This window comes from Actinomadura syzygii, from assembly GCF_008085905.1.
Lineage (GTDB): Bacteria > Actinomycetota > Actinomycetes > Streptosporangiales > Streptosporangiaceae > Spirillospora > Spirillospora syzygii.
Genome location: NZ_VSFF01000010.1, coordinates 363721 through 383477 on the forward strand (window position 1 = coordinate 363721; position 19757 = coordinate 383477).

At 74.3% G+C, this 19757-nt stretch carries 15 protein-coding genes; 10 read left to right on the forward strand and 5 right to left on the reverse strand.

Annotation, left to right across the window (positions count from 1 at the left end):
- Positions 1 to 477: 477 nt before the first annotated feature.
- From FXF65_RS27040 to FXF65_RS27050, 3 genes are all read right to left on the reverse strand, one after another.
- The gene (locus FXF65_RS27040) at positions 478 to 837 is read right to left on the reverse strand and encodes a hypothetical protein (RefSeq protein WP_148352827.1); all 360 of its coding nucleotides are present in this window, start codon (positions 835 to 837) and stop codon (positions 478 to 480) included.
- Positions 838 to 1233: 396 nt separating this feature from the next.
- Positions 1234 to 2739 (reverse strand): CoA-acylating methylmalonate-semialdehyde dehydrogenase, encoded by a 1506-nt coding sequence (locus tag FXF65_RS27045; protein ID WP_148352828.1) that lies wholly within the window; start codon positions 2737 to 2739, stop codon positions 1234 to 1236.
- Positions 2740 to 2793: 54 nt separating this feature from the next.
- Positions 2794 to 4101, reverse strand: a complete 1308-nt coding sequence (locus FXF65_RS27050; RefSeq protein WP_148352829.1) for an aspartate aminotransferase family protein — start codon at positions 4099 to 4101, stop codon at positions 2794 to 2796.
- A 145-nt stretch (positions 4102 to 4246) separates the two neighbouring features.
- Here FXF65_RS27050 and FXF65_RS27055 point away from each other — a divergent pair, with 145 nt between their 5' ends.
- Together FXF65_RS27055 and FXF65_RS27060 are read left to right on the forward strand one after the other, a co-directional pair.
- Positions 4247 to 5863 (forward strand): PucR family transcriptional regulator, encoded by a 1617-nt coding sequence (locus tag FXF65_RS27055; protein WP_148352830.1) that lies wholly within the window; start codon positions 4247 to 4249, stop codon positions 5861 to 5863.
- An 87-nt stretch (positions 5864 to 5950) separates the two neighbouring features.
- Positions 5951 to 6688, forward strand: coding sequence for an alpha/beta hydrolase (locus FXF65_RS27060; protein WP_222868752.1), 738 nt, complete (start codon positions 5951 to 5953; stop codon positions 6686 to 6688).
- On the opposite strand, the gene FXF65_RS27065 is transcribed toward FXF65_RS27060, so the two are convergent.
- The gene (locus tag FXF65_RS27065; protein WP_148352832.1) at positions 6651 to 7706 is read right to left on the reverse strand and encodes an NAD(P)H-dependent amine dehydrogenase family protein; all 1056 of its coding nucleotides are present in this window, start codon (positions 7704 to 7706) and stop codon (positions 6651 to 6653) included. The two genes, FXF65_RS27060 and FXF65_RS27065, sit on opposite strands and share 38 nt — an antisense overlap.
- A gap of 116 nt (positions 7707 to 7822) precedes the next feature.
- On the opposite strand from FXF65_RS27065, the gene FXF65_RS27070 reads away from it, so the two are divergent.
- Positions 7823 to 8953, forward strand: a complete 1131-nt coding sequence (locus FXF65_RS27070) for a carboxylate-amine ligase (RefSeq protein WP_281288947.1) — start codon at positions 7823 to 7825, stop codon at positions 8951 to 8953.
- 277 nt (positions 8954 to 9230) lie between these two features.
- On the opposite strand, the gene FXF65_RS27075 is transcribed toward FXF65_RS27070, so the two are convergent.
- Positions 9231 to 9734, reverse strand: a complete 504-nt coding sequence (locus FXF65_RS27075) for a helix-turn-helix transcriptional regulator (protein ID WP_148352834.1) — start codon at positions 9732 to 9734, stop codon at positions 9231 to 9233.
- Between the two features lie 222 nt (positions 9735 to 9956).
- Here FXF65_RS27075 and FXF65_RS27080 point away from each other — a divergent pair, with 222 nt between their 5' ends.
- The 7 genes from FXF65_RS27080 (at position 9957) to FXF65_RS27110 (ending at position 19669) form a co-directional block, all read left to right on the forward strand.
- Positions 9957 to 11162 (forward strand): coiled-coil domain-containing protein, encoded by a 1206-nt coding sequence (locus FXF65_RS27080; protein ID WP_148352835.1) that lies wholly within the window; start codon positions 9957 to 9959, stop codon positions 11160 to 11162.
- A gap of 344 nt (positions 11163 to 11506) precedes the next feature.
- Positions 11507 to 13723 (forward strand): serine/threonine-protein kinase, encoded by a 2217-nt coding sequence (locus FXF65_RS27085; protein ID WP_246199152.1) that lies wholly within the window; start codon positions 11507 to 11509, stop codon positions 13721 to 13723.
- A complete protein-coding gene (locus tag FXF65_RS27090) occupies positions 13720 to 14991 on the forward strand; it encodes a PP2C family protein-serine/threonine phosphatase (RefSeq protein WP_222868753.1) in 1272 nt (423 codons plus the stop codon). Before FXF65_RS27085 ends, FXF65_RS27090 begins: the two co-directional genes overlap by 4 nt.
- Positions 14988 to 16391 carry a vWA domain-containing protein gene (locus FXF65_RS27095; protein ID WP_148352837.1) on the forward strand — a complete coding sequence of 468 codons (1404 nt, stop codon included), beginning with the start codon at positions 14988 to 14990 and terminating at the stop codon, positions 16389 to 16391. The genes FXF65_RS27090 and FXF65_RS27095 overlap by 4 nt, the downstream gene beginning before the upstream one ends.
- A 2-nt stretch (positions 16392 to 16393) precedes the next feature.
- Positions 16394 to 17239: an FHA domain-containing protein gene (locus FXF65_RS27100; RefSeq protein WP_148352838.1), complete on the forward strand. Its 846-nt coding sequence runs from the start codon at positions 16394 to 16396 to the stop codon at positions 17237 to 17239.
- 82 nt (positions 17240 to 17321) lie between these two features.
- The gene (locus FXF65_RS27105) at positions 17322 to 18833 is read left to right on the forward strand and encodes a hypothetical protein (RefSeq protein WP_148352839.1); all 1512 of its coding nucleotides are present in this window, start codon (positions 17322 to 17324) and stop codon (positions 18831 to 18833) included.
- A complete protein-coding gene (locus tag FXF65_RS27110) occupies positions 18821 to 19669 on the forward strand; it encodes a glutamate ABC transporter substrate-binding protein (RefSeq protein WP_148352840.1) in 849 nt (282 codons plus the stop codon). The genes FXF65_RS27105 and FXF65_RS27110 overlap by 13 nt, the downstream gene beginning before the upstream one ends.
- Positions 19670 to 19757 lie beyond the last annotated feature (88 nt).

Consider the following 19757-nt stretch of genomic DNA (forward strand, 5'->3'; position numbering starts at 1 on the left):
CGCTCCCCGCTCGGCGCCAAGCGGCAGCGTAGCGTCTCGGGGACGGCGGAGCGGCGCGCACCCCGCGGCGCGGGTCCGGCGCCCGGCCGGGCCGCCATTCGCCTCAGCCCTCGCGACGGCGGGCGCGTTTATCGCCGGCCATCGGGGATTCGGCCGCCGCCGCGCCGGAAAACGGCCATTGCCCGGCAAGGGTCACGACTTGGTCTCAGGTCGTTTAATATCGCGGAGGTAAGGTCGGCCTTTCCCTTCGGCCACCGATTATGCCCGCGATTCCGGGGTCGGTTTCCCGGACGGCCGTTTCGACCGGGCGTTTCGGCCGGGCCGGGCGGAGAAAAGACCGCCACGGCCCCGGGGGAACGGCGGGTGCTGGCGTCCGCGCCATAACGGAGGTTGCTGGAGAGGGATATGGCGCGGGCTGCCGCCCTTCCCGGGGCCGCGGCGGCACCGGCGGACGTGGCGAGGTTGGGGAACAGCGGATCACCTTGCAGTGCTGCCTGGCCACGCGATCGCCGGCACCCGGCCCAACGGCGACGGTGTGACGCCCTCAAGACGGCGGAGGTTAGAGGGACGTCGCACGTCGGGCCGGGAGTCGCGGGGGTCGCGGGACGGCCGCGAACGGCCGTGCCGAACCGCGGGTCGTCTCGATGCCGAGTCTTTGACCACCTCGATCCGTGCGATGAGCCGCTGCGGCGTGTCGGCTTCGAGGAAGTCGCCGACGTCACGGTCCTTCGGAGGGAGCGCCCACCAGCGGCCGGTGAACGGGCCGAACCAAATGGTCCAGCCCGGAAATCGCCTTCCGAGCGCGTCCACCTCTGCCTGGTGGTCGACTCCGGTCATAGCGCGGCTCTCCTGCACGTCCCGCCCACCGGCCCCGCGGCTCCGGAGTCGGCGTTTCTGACGGCGGACCTGACATTTAATTTGGTCCCAATTAATGGAGACAGTCAGATTGTGTCGCCCGACACAGAGCGCGTCAATGGTTGTTGGCATTATTCGCCCGCCGACGGCCGACGAAAATCTACGACGAAAGTCGCCGGAGGTGGGAAAGTCCCATGCGGAGCGACCTGCGCGTTCTCACCGTGCGGCGGACGGTATTCACGCCGCGCGACCCCGGCTAGCGCACTTTGGTGTGCTTTGTCGCTTGTGGTGATGTTTAACCGTTATCTAGCGGGACGCATGTACGGCCGGTCATGGCGACCGGCCGCACATGCGCGATCACTTTGCGCGCGATCCGACTCAGCCGCTGGTCGGGAAGCCGAGGTTCACTCCCCCGTGGCTCGGGTCGAGCCAACGCGCCGTGACGGCCTTCGTCCGCGTGTAGAAGTGGACGCCCTCCATCCCGTGCGCGTGGCTGTCACCGAAGAGTGAGTCCTTCCAGCCGCCGAAGGAGTAGTAAGCCATCGGGACCGGGATCGGCACGTTGACGCCCACCATCCCGACCTCCACCTCGTTCTGGAAGCGGCGCGCCGCCCCGCCGTCGTTGGTGAAGATCGCGGTGCCGTTGCCGTACGGGTTGGCCGAGATCAGCTCCATGGCCTCCGCGTACGAGCCGGACCGCACGACCGACAGCACCGGGCCGAAGATCTCGTCCTTGTAGGCGTCCATCTCCGGGGTGACGTGGTCGAGGACGCTCGGGCCGAGCCAGAAGCCGTCGCCCGCGCCGCCGAGCACGTCCGGGTCGCGTCCGTCGATCGCGAGCGTCGCGCCCTGGGCGGCGCTCCCGTCCAGGTAGGACTCCACCTTGTCGCGGTGCGCCCGCGTCACCAGCGGGCCCATCTCCGACTCGGCGTCGTCGCCGGGACCGACCTTGAGCTTGGCGACCCGCTCGCGGATCTTGGCCATCAGCTCGTCCCCGACCGGGTCGACGGCGACGACGACGGAGATCGCCATGCACCGCTCCCCCGCCGAGCCGAACCCGGCGGACACGGCGGCGTCCGCGGCGAGGTCGAGGTCGGCGTCCGGCAGCACGAGCATGTGGTTCTTCGCGCCGCCGAGGGCCTGCACCCGCTTGCCGTTCCCCGCCGCCGTCTCGTAGATGTACCGGGCGATCGGGGTGGAGCCGACGAAGCTGACCGCCTTGACGTCCGGGTGGTGGAGCAGGCCGTCCACCGCCGCCTTGTCGCCGTGCAGGACGTTGAACACGCCGTCCGGCAGCCCCGCCTCCGACCACAGCTCGGCGAGCCGCACCGACGCCGACGGGTCCTTCTCCGACGGCTTCAGGACGAACGTGTTCCCGCACGCGATCGCCACCGGGAACATCCACATCGGCACCATCGCCGGGAAGTTGAACGGCGTGATCCCGGCCGCGACCCCGACCGGCTGGAGGATCGAGTAGGCGTCCACCCGGGTCGACACGTTCTCCGAGAACCCGCCCTTGAGCAGGTGCGGGATGCCGCAGGCGAACTCGACGACCTCAAGGCCGCGCGCCACCTCGCCCGCCGCGTCCGAGACGACCTTGCCGTGCTCGGACGAGATCAGCCGCGCCAGCTCGTCCCGGTGCTCCTCCATCAGCTCGCGGAACCGGAACAGGATCCGCGCGCGCTTGGACAGCGACGTGTCGCGCCAGCCCGGGAACGCGGCCTTCGCGGCGGCGACGGCCGCGTCCACGTCGTCCTGGGCGGCGAAGTCGACCGTCCCGGCGACGCGGCCGGACGCGGGCTCGTAGATGTCGCCCCGCCGCGCCGCCTCCCCGTCCCACGGCTTCCCGCCGATCCAGTGGGTGACGTGCTTGCTCTCACTCATGCTTCCGCTTCCTCCTTGTGGGGGGACGTCCCCCACACCCCCAGTCCGCTTCCTTTACGAAGTGGCTTGCTCGTTGACCGCCTCCAGCGAGGCGATCAGAATCCCGAGGCCCTCGGCGGCCTCGGCTTCGGTCAAGGTCATCGGCGGCGCCATCCGCACCACGTTGCCGTACAGGCCGCCCTTGCCGACCAGCAGGCCCCGCTCGCGGGCGGCCTCCATCAGCGCGGCGGCGAGCGGCGGGCTCGGCTCGCCGGTCGCCGGGTCGGCCAGCTCGACCGCGAACATCAGGCCCTTGCCCCGGACCTCCTTGACGACCGGGAACCGCCCGGCCGCCGACGCCAGCCCGCCGATGATCGTCGCGCCCTGTTTCGCGGCGTTCGCCTGGAGGTCGTGGTCGAGGACGTAGTCGAGCGTCGCGTTCGCCGCGGCCATCGAGATCGGGTTGCCGCCGAACGTGGAGAGCCCGATCGCGTGCAGGCCGTCCATCAGGTCGCCGCGGGCGACGACGCCGCCGACCGCGAAGCCGTTCCCGAGGCCCTTGGCGAAGGTCATCATGTCCGGGGTCACGCCGTGGTTGTCGATGCCCCAGAAGCCCTGGCCCGTCCGTCCCCAGCCGGTCTGGACCTCGTCCGATACGAACAGGATGCCGAACTCGTCGAGGACGCTCTTGTACGCGGCGAACAGGCCGTCCGGCGCCATCGTGAACCCGCCGACGCCCTGGATCGGCTCGGCGATCAGCGCGGCGACGTCCCCGCCGGTCGCGGTCGCGAGGACGTGCCGCAGGTCCTGCACGCAGGCGTCGACGTACTGCTCGTCGGTCATCCCGGCGAACTGCGGGAGGTGCCGGTCGGCGCCGTGCAGGAAGTGCGCGTTCAGCGGCGAGTACGACAGGTTCGTCCACGCCCGGTTGCCCGTGACGCCGACCGCGCCGAACGACCGGCCGTGGTAGCTCTGCCGCATCGCGAGGACCTGGTCGCTGCGCCGCGCGTACGCGGCGAGGAGCAGGGCCGTCTCGTTGGCCTCGGTCCCGGAGTTGGTGAAGAACACCTTCGCGTCCGGGATGCCCGACAGGCGGGCGATCTTCTCGGCCAGCTCGACCTGCCCGCGCAGCAGGTAGGCCGTCGACGTGTGGACGACGCCGGTGGCGAGCTGCCGCTCCACCGCCTCCCGCACCTCGGGCACGTCGTACCCGAGCATGTTGGTCAGGATGCCGGTGAAGAAGTCGAGGTAGCCCTTCCCCTCGGCGTCGGTCACGCGGTTGCCCTTGCCGCCGACGATCTCGATGGGGTCCTGGTAGTTGAGCGCCATCCAGGACGGCATGACCGCCCGGTGGCGCCGGAGCAGATTCGCGTGTTCCGACATGTCCCAAGTCTTGTTCTTCCCGGACGCCGCGGAAACCCGCAGAGTGTCAGGACCCCGGGCGTCCCGTTAACGCTCTGCTGGCACGCGACGCGGGGGGCCGCCCGATCAGCGCCGTTGACGTCTTGTCCGGATATCATCCCAGGTGATGCTGCCCACCCTCGACGACGTCCTCCAGCTCGACGCGGTACGCCGCGGCCAGCCGCACGTCGTCGCGGGCGGCGACCGGACCGGCAACCGCGTCCGCTGGGTGCACGTCGCCGAGGTCACCGACATCGCCCACCTGCTGCACGGCGGCGAGCTGGTGCTCACCACCGGGATCGCCCTGCCGGACGAGCCGGACCGGCTGCGCGCCTACATCACCGAGCTGGCCGAGGTCGGGGTCAGCGGCCTGATGATCGAGCTGGGACGGCGGTACGCCAGCGTGCTGCCGCCCGCGCTGATCTCCGCCGCCGAGGACCACCGGCTCCCGGTGATCGTCCTCGCGCACGAGCCCGCCTTCGTCGACATCACCGAGTCGGTGCACGCGCGGATCGTCCAGGACCAGTTCGCCGAGCTGCGCGCGTCCGAGCGGCTGCACGAGATCTTCACCCAGCTCTCGGTGGAGGGCGCGTCCACGGACGAGGTCGTCCGGCAGGTCGCCACGCTCGGCGGGCGTCCCGTCGTGCTGGAGAACCTCGCCCACCAGGTGCTCGCCGCGGACGCGGCGGGCGCCGACCCCTCGGAGCTGCTGTCGGCGTGGGAGACGCGGTCGCGGGCCGTCCGGCCGGGCCGCCGCACCGGGTTCGACGCGACGTCCGGCTGGCTCGTGACCATGGTCGGCGCGCGCGGCGAGGACTGGGGCCGCCTGATCATCGATCTCGGCGCGCCGCCGTCCGCCCGCGAGACCGTGCTGATCGAGCGGGCCGCGACCACCCTCGCGCTCGGCCGGCTGCTCGACCGGCACGCCGAGAGCGTCGAGCGGCAGGCGCACGGGACGATCATCGCCCGCATCCTCGCGCACGCCTACTCCGACCCTCAGGAGGCCGCCGCGCGGGCCCGCGCGCTCGGCGTCCCGCTGTCCGGCCGCCGGCTGCTCGGCGTGGTGCTGCGGCACCGCGGTCCGAGCACCCCGCCGCCGCCGGTCGGGGAGCTCGCCGCGCTCGCCGAGACGGCCGCCGCCGCCTGCAAGGACGCCCGGCTCGCCGCCCTCGTCGGCGTCCTGGACGAGGGCGGCCCGCACGCCCGCGTCGGCGTCCTCGCCTCGCTGCCCGCCCGCGCCGACGTGGAGACGGCGCTCGACGCGGTCGCGACGCGGATCCGCGAGCAGTCCGGCGAGACGGTCATGGCGGCGGGCTCGGTCGTGGAGACGATCCGCGACGTGCGCCGCTCGTTCCTGGAGGCCGAGCAGGTCGCCGACGTCGCCGCCCGCGGGTCCGGCGGGCGGCTCTTCTACCGGCTGCCCGACCTGCGGCTGCGGGGCCTGCTGCACCTGCTGCGCGACGACGCCCGCGTGCAGACGTTCGTGGAGCGCGAGCTCGGCCCGCTGCTGGAGTACGACGCCCAGCGCGGCAGCGACCTGACCCGCATCCTGGAGCTCTACCTCGAATCGGGACGCAACAAGGCGGTCGCCGCGCAGCAGGCGCACCTGTCCCGCCCGGCGTTCTACGAGCGGCTGCGGCGCATCGAACGCGTCCTCGACGCCGACCTCGACGACGTGGAGTCGTGCGTCTCGTTCCACGTCGCCCTCCTGGCGCTCAGCTCGGTGCGCTGGGAACGCTCCTGAGGCGGAGGGCAGGTCGTTACGCTTCACTCCATGACGGACGCGGCATTGTTTGTGCATCGGTATGGGGATTCGGCGGGAGCGCCGGTCGTGCTGCTGCACGGGGTCACGGGACACGGCGCGCGGTGGCGGCGGACGGCCGAGGGCCACCTCGCGGGCCGCCGCGTCATCGCGCCCGACCTGCGCGGACACGGCCGGTCGCCGTACGAGCCGCCGTGGACCGCCGACCGGCACGTCGCGGACGTCCTCGCCATGCTGGACGTGGAGGGCGTCGAGCGGGCGGACGTCGTCGGCCACTCCTTCGGCGGGATGATCGCGCTGCACCTGGCGCGGACGGCCCCCGAGCGGGTGCGGCGGCTCGTCCTGCTGGACCCGGCGATCGGGCTCGACCCGGCGTTCGCGGGGCGGGAGGCGCGCGGGTACCTCGCCCCGGTGTCGTTCGCGGACGCCGCCGAGGCGCGGGCGTTCCGCGCGGCCCGCTGGCCGAAGGCGTCCCCCGGCCTCCTGGACGAGGAGGTCGAGGCCCACCTCGAACCCCTTCCGGACGGGCGGCTGCGCTGGCGCTTCGAGCCCGCCGCGATCGTGGGCGCGTACTCGGAGATGGCCCGGCCGCACGTGCCGCCGCCGGTGGACGTCCCCGCCCATCTGGTGATCGCGACGCAGTCCGACCTGGTCCGCCCGGAGTTCGTCGTGGACTGCCGCGCCACGCTCGGCCCCGGCCTCACGATCAGCGAGATCGAGTCGGGGCACATGCTGTACGTCGACCGCCTCGCCGAGACCGGGGCGCTGCTCAACTCCTGGCTGGACGGACCAGTCGACGCCCGGTGACCGCGGGCAGGGTCAGCGGCGTGTGCAGGCCCGGCGCCGCGTCCGCGACCGCCGGAATGGCGTTGACCAGGCGCGACGCGGTGGCGAGCGCGTCCGGTACGGCCGGGCTCGCGAGGTCCAGCCGCCAGGGCGGCTCGCCCGCGATCTCCACCCGGTGGCCGCCGGGCTCGCCGAAGGGCGGCGCGGGCCAGTGCGGGGCGATGTCCTCGCGCAGCCGGGCGACGTGCTCGACGGTGATCACGGGACGTCCGCGGCACAGCCCCGACACCCGGGACCGGACGCCCGCGACCGTGCCCTTCTCGATCCGTCCGGAGGGGCCGTCGAACGCCTCGGGGGCCGGGCAGAGCTCGTAGTCCTCGGCGAGATCGTCCAGCGGGACGGCGAGCTGATCGGCGATCAGCCGGACGACCGGCCCCCACGCCAGCCCCGGCGCGCCCGGCCGCAGCGCGGGCGGACGGTGTCCGATCGGCCCGCCGAAGCCGAATTCGCGCAGGGCCGGGTCGTCCCGGCGGCCGTGGCACGCGATCTCGGTGATCGTGACGGCCTCGACCCGCTGGGACGCCCCGCTGAGCAGCAGCGGAAGCATGTCGACCACCGGACCGGGCGCTGCGGTGAGGAAGGCCGACCCACCCGTCGCGCAGGCCGCCCGGAGCCGCCGGACGAGCGCCCGGTCGGCGGACGGCGGATGCACCAGCGGGGGCAGCGCCGCCGACACCACGCTCGCGCCCGACTCCAGGACGCGGCACAGGTCGTCGGCCACCCGTCCGGGACGCCGCGCGTCGGCGGCCGCGGTGTGGCAGACCGCGTGCGGGCGGCGGGCGAGCAGGGCGGCCGGGTCCTCGGTGGCGAGCACGCCCGTGGGACGGCCGGTCCCGGCCAGGGCGGCGGCGTCCAGCCCGGCCTCGCGCGGGCCGTCGACGACGACGCCCGCGAGTTCGAGGTCCGGGTGCTCGATGATGGCGCGCAGCGCCCGCCTGCCGAGACGTCCGGCGGCCCAGTGGCCTACGAGGTACGACATATCACCACTTTTCAACCAAGCGTTAGTTCGAGCGCGCGCATTGTAAGCAGGGCGTTCGCCACATGAGGACCCTCTCCGGGGAAGTAGACCCGTGCACCGCAGGGCACAACCATCTGGTGGAACATCACACGCATTGCCGGACTTTCGGGGTGGAGGAGGAGCTACTCCTCGTCGATCCGGAGACCGGCGTCCCGCAGTCGGTGTCCGGGTCCGTGATCCGGTACGCCCGGCGGCACGACGAGCTGTTCCTCACCGGGGGGCGGCGGTCGAGGGCGCTGGAGACGGAGCTGCAGCGCGAGCAGTTGGAGACGGCCACCCCGGTCTGCTCGTCGCTGGCCGAGCTGTCGGAGCACGTCCGGTCGGCGCGGCTGGCCGCGGCGCAGTCGGCGGCGGGCGTCGGGGTCGCGGTCGCGGCGCTCGCGACGTCCCCGGTCGCCGTCCGGCCGTCGCTCACCCCGTCGCAGCGCTACGCGCGGATGGCGGACGCCTACGGCCCCGCCATGGACGAGAAGCTCACCTGCGGCTGCCACGTCCACGTGGGCGTCGAGTCGCCGGACGAGGGCGTCGCCGTCCTGGACCGGATCCGCCCGTGGCTGCCGCCGCTGCTCGCCCTCAGCGCCAACTCGCCGTTCTGGCAGGGCGCGGACACCGGCTACGACAGCTGGCGGCACCAGGTCTGGGGGCGCTGGCCGTCCAGCGGCCCGACCGAGCTGTTCGGCTCCGCGAAGGCGTACCGGGCGACCGTCGAGGGCCTGCTCGCCACCGGCGCGATCATCGACGAGGGCATGATCTACTTCGACGCGCGGCTGTCCCGGCGCTACCCGACGGTGGAGATCCGCGTCCCGGACGTGTGCCTGGACGCCGACCACGCCGTGCTGATGGCGGCGCTCGTCCGCGCCCTGGTCGAGACGGCGGCGACGGCCTGGCGGAACGGCGTGCCGCCGGACCCGGTCCGCGCCGACCTGATGCGCCTCGCGATGTGGCGCGCCGGACGCTCCGGCCTGCGGGACGACCTCGTCCACCCGGCGACCCGCCGCGCCGCTCCCGCCCGCGAGGTCGTGGCCGCCCTCCTCGACCACACGGCCCCCGCCCTCGACAGCGCAGGCGACCTCGAAGCCGTGAGCGCCCTCCTGCGCGACGTCCTGGACCGCGGCAACGGCGCCCGCATCCAACGAGCCGCCTACGCCCGCACCGGCGACATCACCGCGGTAGTGGCCACCGCCGCCGACCACACAGTGACCGCCTGACCTCCACTGGCACGACCTGGCCCTTCCCCCCAGATGCAGAGATCGTGGGCGTAGACCCGATAAACCACTTAGTCCCCCTATGAACGGGACCCCGTAGACGCCCCCGCCATGGACGGGCCACTCCCCCGAACGGGACTTCGTCCAGATCAGAACTCGTCCTGGACGGGACCTGAGCCGGGGCACGGGTCGTGCGGCCGGAGGCGCCCCAGCGCCGGAGGCCGCACGACCCGCCGAGCGGCGGGGGTTCCAGGGGGTCGCCCCCCTGGGGAAACACAGCTCAGCCCCTTCTCTGGAACGGCAGGTAGCGCTCTGCCCTGCGGGGACGGGCCAGGAGGCCGGTGGATTCGACGGCGAGGATCCGGTCGAAGCGGAAGGCGCGGATGCCGCGGCGCATGCGGCACCAGCCGACGAGGTACCAGTGGTCGCGGTGGACGAGGCAGGTGACCGGTTCGACCTCGCGGATCGTGACGTTGGCGCCGGCGTCGCCGTAGCAGAGCCGGACGACGCGGTGCTCGGTGATCGCGGCGGCGATCACCCTGGCGCGGTCGGAGGTGGCGGTGTCGAGGGGCGTGGTGAGGGTGGCGAGCGTGGTGGTGACCACGTCGTCGTGCGGGGCGGCGTCGAGGAGGGTGTGCAGGGCCCGGCGCGCGGTGACGGCCTGCGGGCCGGCGCCGAGGTGCGCGAGCGACAGCGCGAGGGCGGCGATCTCCGCCGCGGTGAGCGGGATCGGCGCGGTCGGCGCGGTGGTCGCGGTCTGGGGGTGCGTCGCAACGTTCGCCATGGTTCGATCATACGTTCGAGCACTGACATTCCGAAGCCCCCGGGCGCGCCCGAATCGAGCCGTTCGGCGCGGCCGCGACGATGATCGGCCCTCGGCTTGAGAAGCCGACCGCGGATGGTGAAAACTTGGGCACCGAAACGTGCTCTATTTGGGGGAATCGGGGGGCGCACATGGGCCGACCGTGGACCGGCGTTGAGTGACGCGCGGCCGAGCCGGCCCCCGATGAGCCGAGACGAGGCGGACCGGACGCTGGCGCGCCTCCGCGACGAGCGGGAGCGCATCAGCGGTGCGCTGCTCGAACTGGAGGCCCACCACGGGTACCAGTTGCTGGAGGGCGCGGTGCTGGAGGGCGCAACACGGCGCGTGCAGTCCGAGGTGCGCGCCGGGATGACGTCCCTGTGGGGCCTGTTCGACGTGTACGGCCAGGTGCTCCGCGACGCCGAGGAGCTGCGCGCCCGCCATGCCAAGCCGGGCCAGGCGCAGCTCGCCGAGCTCACCTGGATGCTGGCGGGCCCCTCGGTGGAGCTGCCCGCCGAGGAGGTGCCGCTGGAGCGGCGGACGCTGCTGTCCGTCCCGTCCGGGGAGCGGTTGACGCTGCGGTCGGCGGTCGAGCGGATGACGCCGATGTACGAGGAGGTCGCGCGGTCGGTCGCGGCGCTCGACGCGGTCTGGTCGGCGCTGCTGTCGCGGCTCGCCGAGGTGGAGGCCGAGCGGCGGGCGGCGGACGAGCTGCTGGAGTCCCTCGGCGGCGCCGAGCCCGACCTCGACCGGCTGCGCGCCGACCTCGCCTCGGTCGCCGCGGTCGTCCGGAACGACCCGATGGCGCTGGCCCGCGACGGCCGCGCCGACACCGCCCGGCTGGACGCGGTCCGCGCCGGGCTCGCCGAGGTGCGCCGCGGCCTCGCGGAGGCGGAGCGGCTGCGCGACGGGTTCGCCGACCGGTTGCGCGGAATCGCCGCCGTCGTCGCGGAGCTGCGCGGGACGGAGGCCGACGCCCGCCGCGCCCGCGACGAGGTGCTCGCCAAGATCGCCTCCCCGGTGCTGCCCGACCCGCCGGAGCTGTCCGCCGCGCTGGCGGACCGGCTCGCCGCGGTGGGCCGGCCGGCCCGGGGCGGCGGCTGGAACGACCTCGCGGTCCGGGTCGCCGACCTGGACCGCGCCGCGCGGGACGCGTTGGAGCGCGCCCGCGAGACGACCGGCGTGATCCGCGGACTGCTGGACCGGCGCGAGGAGCTGCGCGGCCGGCTGGAGTCCTACCGGGTGAAGGCGGCGCGCCTCGGCCATGCCGAGGACGCCGAGCTCGCCCGGATCTACGAGCAGGCCCGCGAGCTGTTGTGGACCTCCCCCTGCGATCTCCGCAAGGCGACCGTGACGCTGTCGGGGTACCAGCAGGCCATCAACGCGCGGGCGAAGGGAGCGGAACGATGAGCCAGTGCGCCGAGCCGGGCTGCGGCGGAACCGTCGAAGGCGGATATTGCGTCCTATGCGGCGTGGCAGCCTCACCCAGCCCACCGCCCCGACCGGCGTCGCCGCCGCCGGGGGCGTGCGCGCAGCCCGGCTGCACCGGCACGATCGTGGACGGCTACTGCGACGTGTGCGGCAACCCCCCGGCCGCCGCCCCGCCCGTGGCCCCGCCCGTGGCCCCGCCCGTGGCCCCGGCCGCCGTCGCGGCCCCGCAGGCGACTCCGCCGGTGCCGAGCGTCCCCGCGCCGCGGCCGCCCGTCCGGGTCCCGGACGACGCGTGCCGGCTGGCGGGCTGCACCGGCACGATCATGGACGGCTACTGCGACGTCTGCGGCTCGCCGCCCGCGCACACGGCCCTCACGTCCCGCGCGGGCGCGTCCGGGAGCCGGGGCTCGTCCGGCGGCCACGGGACGATGGGCAGCACGCGGACGGGCAGCTCCCGCACCGGCAGTTCCCGCACCGGGTCGTCGCGCTCGTCCGGCAGCCGCGGGCTGCTCGGCGCGGGCCTGGTCGAGGTGCCGCGCGTGCCGTACCGCGACCCGTCCACCGCCGTGATGAGCGACCCGCAGGTCGCGGAGGGCAAGCGGTTCTGCAGCAACTGCGACGAGCCGGTCGGCCGGGGACGCGCGGGACGCCCGGGCCGCACCGACGGCTTCTGCCCGAAGTGCGGCACCAAGTTCTCGTTCACCCCGAAGCTCCGCACCGGCGACATGGTCGGCGGGCAGTACGGCGTGCTCGGCTGCCTCGCCCACGGCGGCCTCGGCTGGATCTACCTCGCCAAGGACCACAACGTCAGCGACCGGTGGGTGGTGCTCAAGGGCCTGCTGGACAGCGGCGACGCCGACGCGATGGCGGCCGCGGCGGCGGAGCGGGCGTTCCTCGCGGAGGTCGAGCACCCGAACATCGTCAAGATCTACAACTTCGTCCAGCACGACGGCGACGGCTACATCGTCATGGAGTACGTCGGCGGCCAGTCGCTCAAGGACATCCTGCTCCGGCAGCCGCAGCCGCAGGGCGAGAAGCACCTGCCGCTCGCGCAGGCCATCGCCTACGGGCTGGAGGTGCTCCGCGCGTTCGAGTACCTGCACGCGCAGGGCCTCGTCTACTGCGACTTCAAGCCGGACAACGTGATCCAGTCCGAGGAGCAGCTCCGGCTGATCGACCTCGGCGGCGTCCGGCGGCTGGACGACCCGGACGGCGCCATCTACGGCACGGTCGGCTACCAGGCGCCGGAGATCGCCGACGACGGCCCCTCGGTGTCGTCCGACCTGTACACGGTCGGGCGGGCGCTGGCCGTGCTGAGCTTCCCGTTCCGCGGCTTCACCCGCACGTACACGTACGCGCTCCCGGCCCGCTCCGAGATCCCGGTCCTGCGGCGGTTCGAGTCGTTCGACCGGTTCCTGCGCCGCGCGACGCACGACGACCCGGCGGCCCGGTTCCAGGACGCCGCCGAGATGTCCGAGCAGCTCACCGGCGTGCTGCGGGAGGTGCTCGCCGCCGAGGACGGCACGCCGCGCCCGGCCCCGTCCGTGCTGTTCGGCCCGGAGCGGTTCGCGACCCGGACGGCGGGCGGCGAGACCGACGGGGCGGCGCTGCCGCCCGTCCCGCCGCCGGTCGCCGCGGCGGCGCTGCCCGTCCCGCTGGTGGACGGCGCCGACCCCGCCGCCGCGTTCGTCTCCGGGCTCGGCGCGCTGGAGCCCGCGCAGGCCGCCGAGGCGGCGCAGCGCGCCCCGGACCGCACCGCCGAGGTCAGGTTCGCGCTCGCCCGCGCCAAGATCGAGCTGGGCGCCGCCGCGGAGGCGGACGCGCTGCTCGACGAGCTGGCGATCGAGCGTCCGGGCGACTGGCGGATCGACTGGTACCGCGCGGTCGGGCTCCTCGCCCAGGGCCGGACGGCCGAGGCCGAGCCGCGCTTCGACCGGCTGTACGGGCTGCTGCCGGGCGAGGCCGCGCCGAAGCTGGCGCTCGCCCACTGCCGCGAGCGGACGTCGCCGCAGGACGCCGTCCGGCTGTACGACACGGTGTGGCGCACCGACCAGAGCTACATCAACGCCGCGTTCGGGCTCGCCAGGGTGCACCTCGCGGCGGGCGACCAGGGCGCGGCGGTCGCCGCGCTCGACTCGGTGCCGAAGATCTCGATCCGGTACGTGCCCGCGCAGGTGGCGGCCGTCGCGACGGCGGTCAGGGGCCGGAACCCCGGCACGCTCACGGCGGCGGAGCTGGTCGCCGCGGGCGCCCGGCTCGGCGCGCTCGACCTGGACGCCGACCGCCGCGACCGGCTGGCCGCCGAGGTGCTGGAGGCCGCGCTCGACTGGCTCGTGCACGCCGGGGACGGGCCGTCACGCGCGGCGGCGGCGGACGGGGCGCGCGGCGGCGCCCTGCTCGGCGCGCCGCTCGCCGAGACCCCGCTGCGCCGCCGGTTGGAGACGACGTACCGCGAGCTGGCCCGCCGCACTCGCGACCGGGACGAGGCCCGCCGCCTCGTCGACTCCGCGAACGCCGTCCGCCCGAGGACGCTGCTGTGACCGGCGACCCGGGCGGCGCGAAGGCCGCGGAGCTGACCTGCCCGTCGTGCGGCGAGATCGTGTTCGCCGACGAGATCTTCTGCGAGGAGTGCGGGCACCGGCTCGCCGAGTCCCCGCCCGCTCCCCCCGCCGAGCCCGCCCCGGCCGAGCCCGAGCGGGTCGACGCGACGGTGGTGCAGAGCACGCCGTCCGCGCGCCGCCGGGCGTCCGCGCGGCCCTGCGCGGGCTGCGGCGCGGCGACGATCGACGCGGACGGCTACTGCGAGGCGTGCGGCCTGCGCCAGCCCGCCGAACGCGACCACGTCGAGATCGAACTCCCGGCGCCCGGCGGGAACGGGACGAGCCCCGTGGTCGCGGCGGGCGCGAGCGACCGCGGCCGCCGCTACAGCCGCAACGAGGACGCGATCGCCATCGCCGCGCACTCCGCCGGGATCGCGGCCGTGGTGTCCGACGGGGTCGGGTCGTCGCAGCGTCCGGACGACGCGTCCCGCGCCGCCGCCGACACGGGCGCGGCGGAGCTCGTCGCGCGCCTCGACGCCGGGGACGACCCGGAGGACGCCACCCGCGCCGCCGCGCTCGCCGCCGCCGCGGCCGTCGCGGCGCTGTCCACCTCCCCGGCGGAGGCGCCGTCGTGCACGTACGTGTCCGCGGTGACGCGCGGCCCGGCCGTCACCGTCGGGTGGGTGGGCGACAGCCGCGCCTACTGGCTCGCCGCCGACGGCAGCGTGGACGACCCCGCCGCCGAGGGGGCGTCGCTGGACGCGGCGGAGGTGAGCACCGGCGACATGGCGGAGCTCGGCCCGTCCCGCCGCCTCACCGACGACGACTCCTGGGCCGCGTTCATGGTGGCGCAGGGCTCGCTGACCGAGGCGGAGGCGGAGGCGCATCCGAACGCGCACGTCATCACCGCCTGGATGGGCGCGGACGCCGGGCAGGTCAACCCGCACGTGGCGACGTTCCGGCCGTCCCGTCCGGGGACCCTGCTGGTGTGCAGCGACGGCCTGTGGAACTACTTCCCGGCGGCGGGCGACATCGCCGCGCTGCTGGCCGCCGGTCCCGACGGAGCGGAGGCCGCCGCGGGCGGGCCCGATCCGGGGCACGATCCGGCGGCCGACCCCCTCGCCGTCGCGCGGACGCTGGTCCGCCACGCCCTGGACGCGGGCGGCCGGGACAACATCACGGTCGCCGTGATCCCGCTGCCGCCGCCCGCCGTCCCGCAGAGCCGCGTCCACCCGAGCATCCCGCAGAGCACGGAGCAGTCCCGATGAGCGAGCAGCCGCAGTTCACCGTCACGATCGACCAGAACAAGTTCCTGCCCGAGGGCGGCCGCGAGGTGCACGCCATCGTGTCCGTCGAGGCGTCCGGCGGGGCGGTCGCGCCCGCGTCCACCCGGGCGTCCGAGGTCATCATCATCGACACCTCGGGCTCGATGTCCTATCCGAACACGAAGCTGACCGCCGCGATCTCGGCGGCCAAGGTCGCGATCGACACGCTGCGCGACGGCGTCGAGTTCGCGGTGATCTCCGGGTCCAACACCGCGTCGATGGTGTTCCCCGCGCAACCGGGGCTCGTCGCGGCGAACCCGCAGACAAGGGAGCAGGCCAAGGCCGCGCTGAGCAGGCTGAAGGCGTCCGGCGGCACGGCGATCGGGTCGTGGCTGCGGCTCGCCGACCAGATCTTCGGCGACGTCCAGGGCGGGATCCGGCACGCGATCCTGCTGACCGACGGCAAGAACCAGCACGAGACGGCCGAGGAGCTCGACGCCGTCCTGTTCCGCTGCAACGGCCGGTTCGTCTGCGACTGCCGCGGCGTCGGCACCGACTGGGAGGTCGCGGAGCTGCGCAAGGTCGCGTCCGCGCTGCTCGGCAGCGTGGACATCGTCGCCGACCCGGCCGGGCTCGTCGCCGACTTCCAGGCGATGACGGAGGCGGCGATGGGCAAGTCCGTCGCCGACGTCGCCCTCCGCGTGTGGACGCCGCAGACGGCGCGGCTGAGGTTCGTCAAGCAGGTCATGCCGACGGTGGAGGACCTGACCGCGCGGCGCGTCGAGTCGGCGCCGCAGGCCGGTGACTACCCGCTCGGCGCGTGGGGCGCCGAGTCACGCGACTACCACATCAGCGTGGAGGTGCCACCGGGCGAGGTCGGCAAGGAACTGCGCGCCGCGTGGGTGAAACTCGTCGTCCCCGGCGCGCCCGGTGAGGAGGCGCAGGTCCTCGCCACCGGGAACGTCCTGGTCCAGAGGACGGACGACGAGGCCGCGTCCACCCGGATCAACGCGCGGGTCGCGCACTACACCGGCCAGGCCGAGTTGGCCGCCGCCATCCAAGAGGGCCTCCAGGCGCGCAAGGACGGCGACGTCGACACCGCGACCGCGCGCCTCGGCCGGGCCGTCGTCCTCGCCGACGAGGCGGGCAACGAGGAGATCACCTCGATGCTGCGCCGGGTGGTGGACGTGGTCGACACCGCGACCGGCACCGTCCGGTTGAAGCGCAACGTCGACAAGGCCCACGAGATGGAGCTCGACACCCGCTCCAGCAAGACCGTCCGCACCCGGCGGGACGAGACCGTCCCGCCCCGCAAGGACGAGACGGTGACCACCCGACGAGGAACCGACTCCCTGGGGACGCGCAGAGGCGACCCCTCGGGCGGCCGTCCGGACGAGGGCTGAGCATGCCGCACTGCCCCAGCGGACACGCCTCGCAGGCGACGGACTTCTGCGACGTCTGCGGCGAGCGCATCGCCTCGTCCGCCCCCTCCACCCCGTCCGGAGGGGGCGCGACCGGCGCCCAGCCCGTGCCCGGCGCCCCGGCGGCCGGGACGCCCTGCCCCGACTGCGGGACGCCCGGCTCCGACCGGTTCTGCGAGGCGTGCGGCTACGACTTCGCGACCGGCGGCGGCGTGCCCACGCCGCGCACCGCCCCGGCGGGCGCGACCGCCCAGACCGTCCTGCCCACCACCCCGGCTCCACCGGCGCGGCCGAGCGGGCTGCCGGACCGGGGGCCGTCCGACCCGCGGCCCCCGACGCCGGAGCCGCAGCCCGTCCCGTCCCCGCCGCCCGCCGCCCCCGCGACCGGGACGGCGGGCAGGACGGCGGGCGGGACGGCGACCGCGTGGACGGCGGTCGTGAGCGCCGACCGCGACTACTTCGACGCGGTCATGGCGGAGGAGGGCCCCGACTCGGCGACCCTCGCGTTCCCGCCGTACGCGCCGGAGCGGTGGATCCCGCTCGCCGGGCCGCAGGTCCGGATCGGGCGGCGCGGCTCGGCGCAGCCGACCCCGCCCGAGATCGACCTGCGCGAGCCCCCCGAGGACCCCGGCATCTCGCACGTCCACGCCGTCCTGCTGGCGCGGCCGGACGGCACGTGGTCGCTGGTCGACCCCGGCTCCAGGAACGGGACCTGCGTGAACGGGTCCACCGAGCCCATCCCCACCAACGTGGAGGTCCCGGTCTCCGACGGCGACCGCATCCACGTCGGCGCCTGGACCACCATCACGCTCATCCGAGAGGCACCATGATCCGCGCTTCGCTCCGGTCACCGCGCCTCGTCCCCCAGGTAGGCGTCCCTCAGGTAGGCGTCCCCCAGATAGGCAGGGCGACATGACGGCTGTGCAGCACGCTCCACCGGCGGGACGGCCCGCTCCCGCCCCCGGGCGGCCGCCCGCGCGGCGGCGCGGCGCGGCGCGGCCCTGGCGGACGCCCGAGCCGCCGCCGACCGGCGTCGCGCGGCTGCTGCCGCACACCGTCGCGGGCCGCGTCCGGGCGCTGACCGCGCTCGCGGCCGTGCTGCTCGTCGCGATGCTGGCGGTGTCGTGGTGGGCGATCGCGAACGCGCGCGAGGGCGTCCGGGTGATCGGCCAGGACGCGGGCCCACAGGTCGTCGCGACCGGCGACCTGTACTTCCAGCTCACCGACATGGACGCGCAGCTCGCCAACGCACTGCTGATCGGCGGCGCGGCGGGCGACGGGCGCACCCAGGCCCTCGCCCGCTACGACGAGAACCGGCAGAAGGCGGGCACCGCGCTCCTCAAGGCGGCGAAGCTCGCCGACGAGACGACCGAGGACAACACCGCCCGCGACGTGCTGGACGCCCTCGGCCGCTACGAGTACCTCGCCGGGCGGGCGCTGCTGCTCGACGAGCAGTCCCAGCACGCGTCCGGGCCGCCGTCCGACAAGGTCATCGACCTGTACCGGCAGGCGACCGACCTGATGAAGCTGGACGTGCTGCCGAAGGCGTACAACCTGACGCTCGACAACGGGACGCTCGTCCGGCACACCTACGAGGACAAGCGCTCCGCGGTCCTCGCGGGCCGCACCTGGATCATGGTCACCGGGGTGGCGCTGCTCGCCGTCCTCCTCGGCTTCCAGCTCTACCTGGCCCGGCGCTTCCGCAGGCTGCTGAACGTGCCGCTGGCGCTCGCGACGCTCGGCACGCTCGCCCTGCTCTTGGCGGGCGCGACGATGCTCTCCGGGCAGGCGGGCCACCTCCGCAAGGCCAAGGAGGAGGGCTTCGACTCGATCCTGGCGCTGTCCCGGACGCGCGCCATCAGCAACAGCGCCGCCGCCGACGAGACCCGCTTCCTGCTCGACCCGGGACGCGCGGACGCCTACGAGCAGGTCTACCTGAGCAAGTCGCAGACCGTCCTGTATCTGAAGGCGGGGAACCTGACCGAGTACAACCAGGCCGTGCAGAGCAACCTGGCGTTCGAGCCCGGACGCGCGAAGTTCCTGGGCTTCCTCGGCACCGAGGCCAACCGTCCCACCGAGTCCGACAAGCGGCGGGCGCAGCTCGCCGACGCGCTGGGCAAGGCGTTGAAGGACTACCAGAAGGTGCAGGCGAACGACAGCCAGATGAGGGTGCTCGTGCACGGCGGGCAGCGCGAGCAGGCCGTCGCGGGGCGCTCCGCGTCCGCCGCCGACTTCACCGAGTACGACCGGTCGCTGCAGGCGCTGGCGCGCGTCCACCAGACGGCGTTCGACGAGGCCGTGAAGGACGGCGACGACGGGACGAGCGGCTGGTACGCCGTGCTGCCCATCGCGGGCGTCGTCATCGCCGCGCTGGTGTTCGTCGGGGTGCGTCCCCGGCTCGCGGAGTACCGGTGGTCGAAGTGAGGCGGCGGCCGACGGCGGGCGTCCTCGCGGCGGCGCTGCTCGCCGGGGCGACGGCCTGCGGGATCGCCGACGCCGACGAGAACTCCCTGCGGAGCCGGGACCGGCTCGTCATCGGCGTCAACGCCGACCAGCCGGGCCTCGGCGAGCGCACCGCCGACGGCTCCTACCGGGGCTTCGACGTCGACGTCGGGAAGGACATCGCGCGGCGGCTCGGCGTGCCCGGCGGGAACGTGACATTCAAGCGCGTCACGTCCGCGACCCGCGAGACGATGATCCAGAACGGGGACGTCGACCTCGTCGTCGCCAGCTACTCCGTGACGCCCGAGCGCAAGGTGAAGGTCGCGTTCGCGGGGCCGTACTACGTCGCGCACCAGGACGTGCTCGTCCGCGACTCCGACGCCCGGACGATCCGCGACGTCCACGACCTGCGGGGGCGGCGGCTCTGCCGGGTGCCGGGGTCGGTGTCGTTCCCGCGCGTCCACGACGAGCTGGGCGTCGCCGCGCTGCCCGTCGAGGCGGACGGCTACACCGGCTGCCTCGACGCCCTGACGTCCGGACGGCTGGACGCGGTGTCGACCGACGACCTGATCCTCGGCGGGCTCGCCGCGAAGGCGGCCGGCAGCGGACCGAAACTCAGGATCGTCAACGCGCCGTTCACCGACGAGCCGTACGGCGTCGGCGTCCGGCGCGGCGACGTCGGCGGCTGCGAGGCGGTCAACAAGGCCATCACGGAGATGTACCAGGACGGTACCGCGCAGCGTCTGCTCCGCAAATGGTTCGCGCCCGTCGGGTTGGCGTTCACAACCACCGTCCCGCAATTCGAGGGATGCGTGTGAACGGCGATCACCCACTGCACAAAGACGGTCACGGAATGGCGCGGGAAGGGCCGGTGCCACCGATCGGTCACTGAGATCAGTCGGTTAC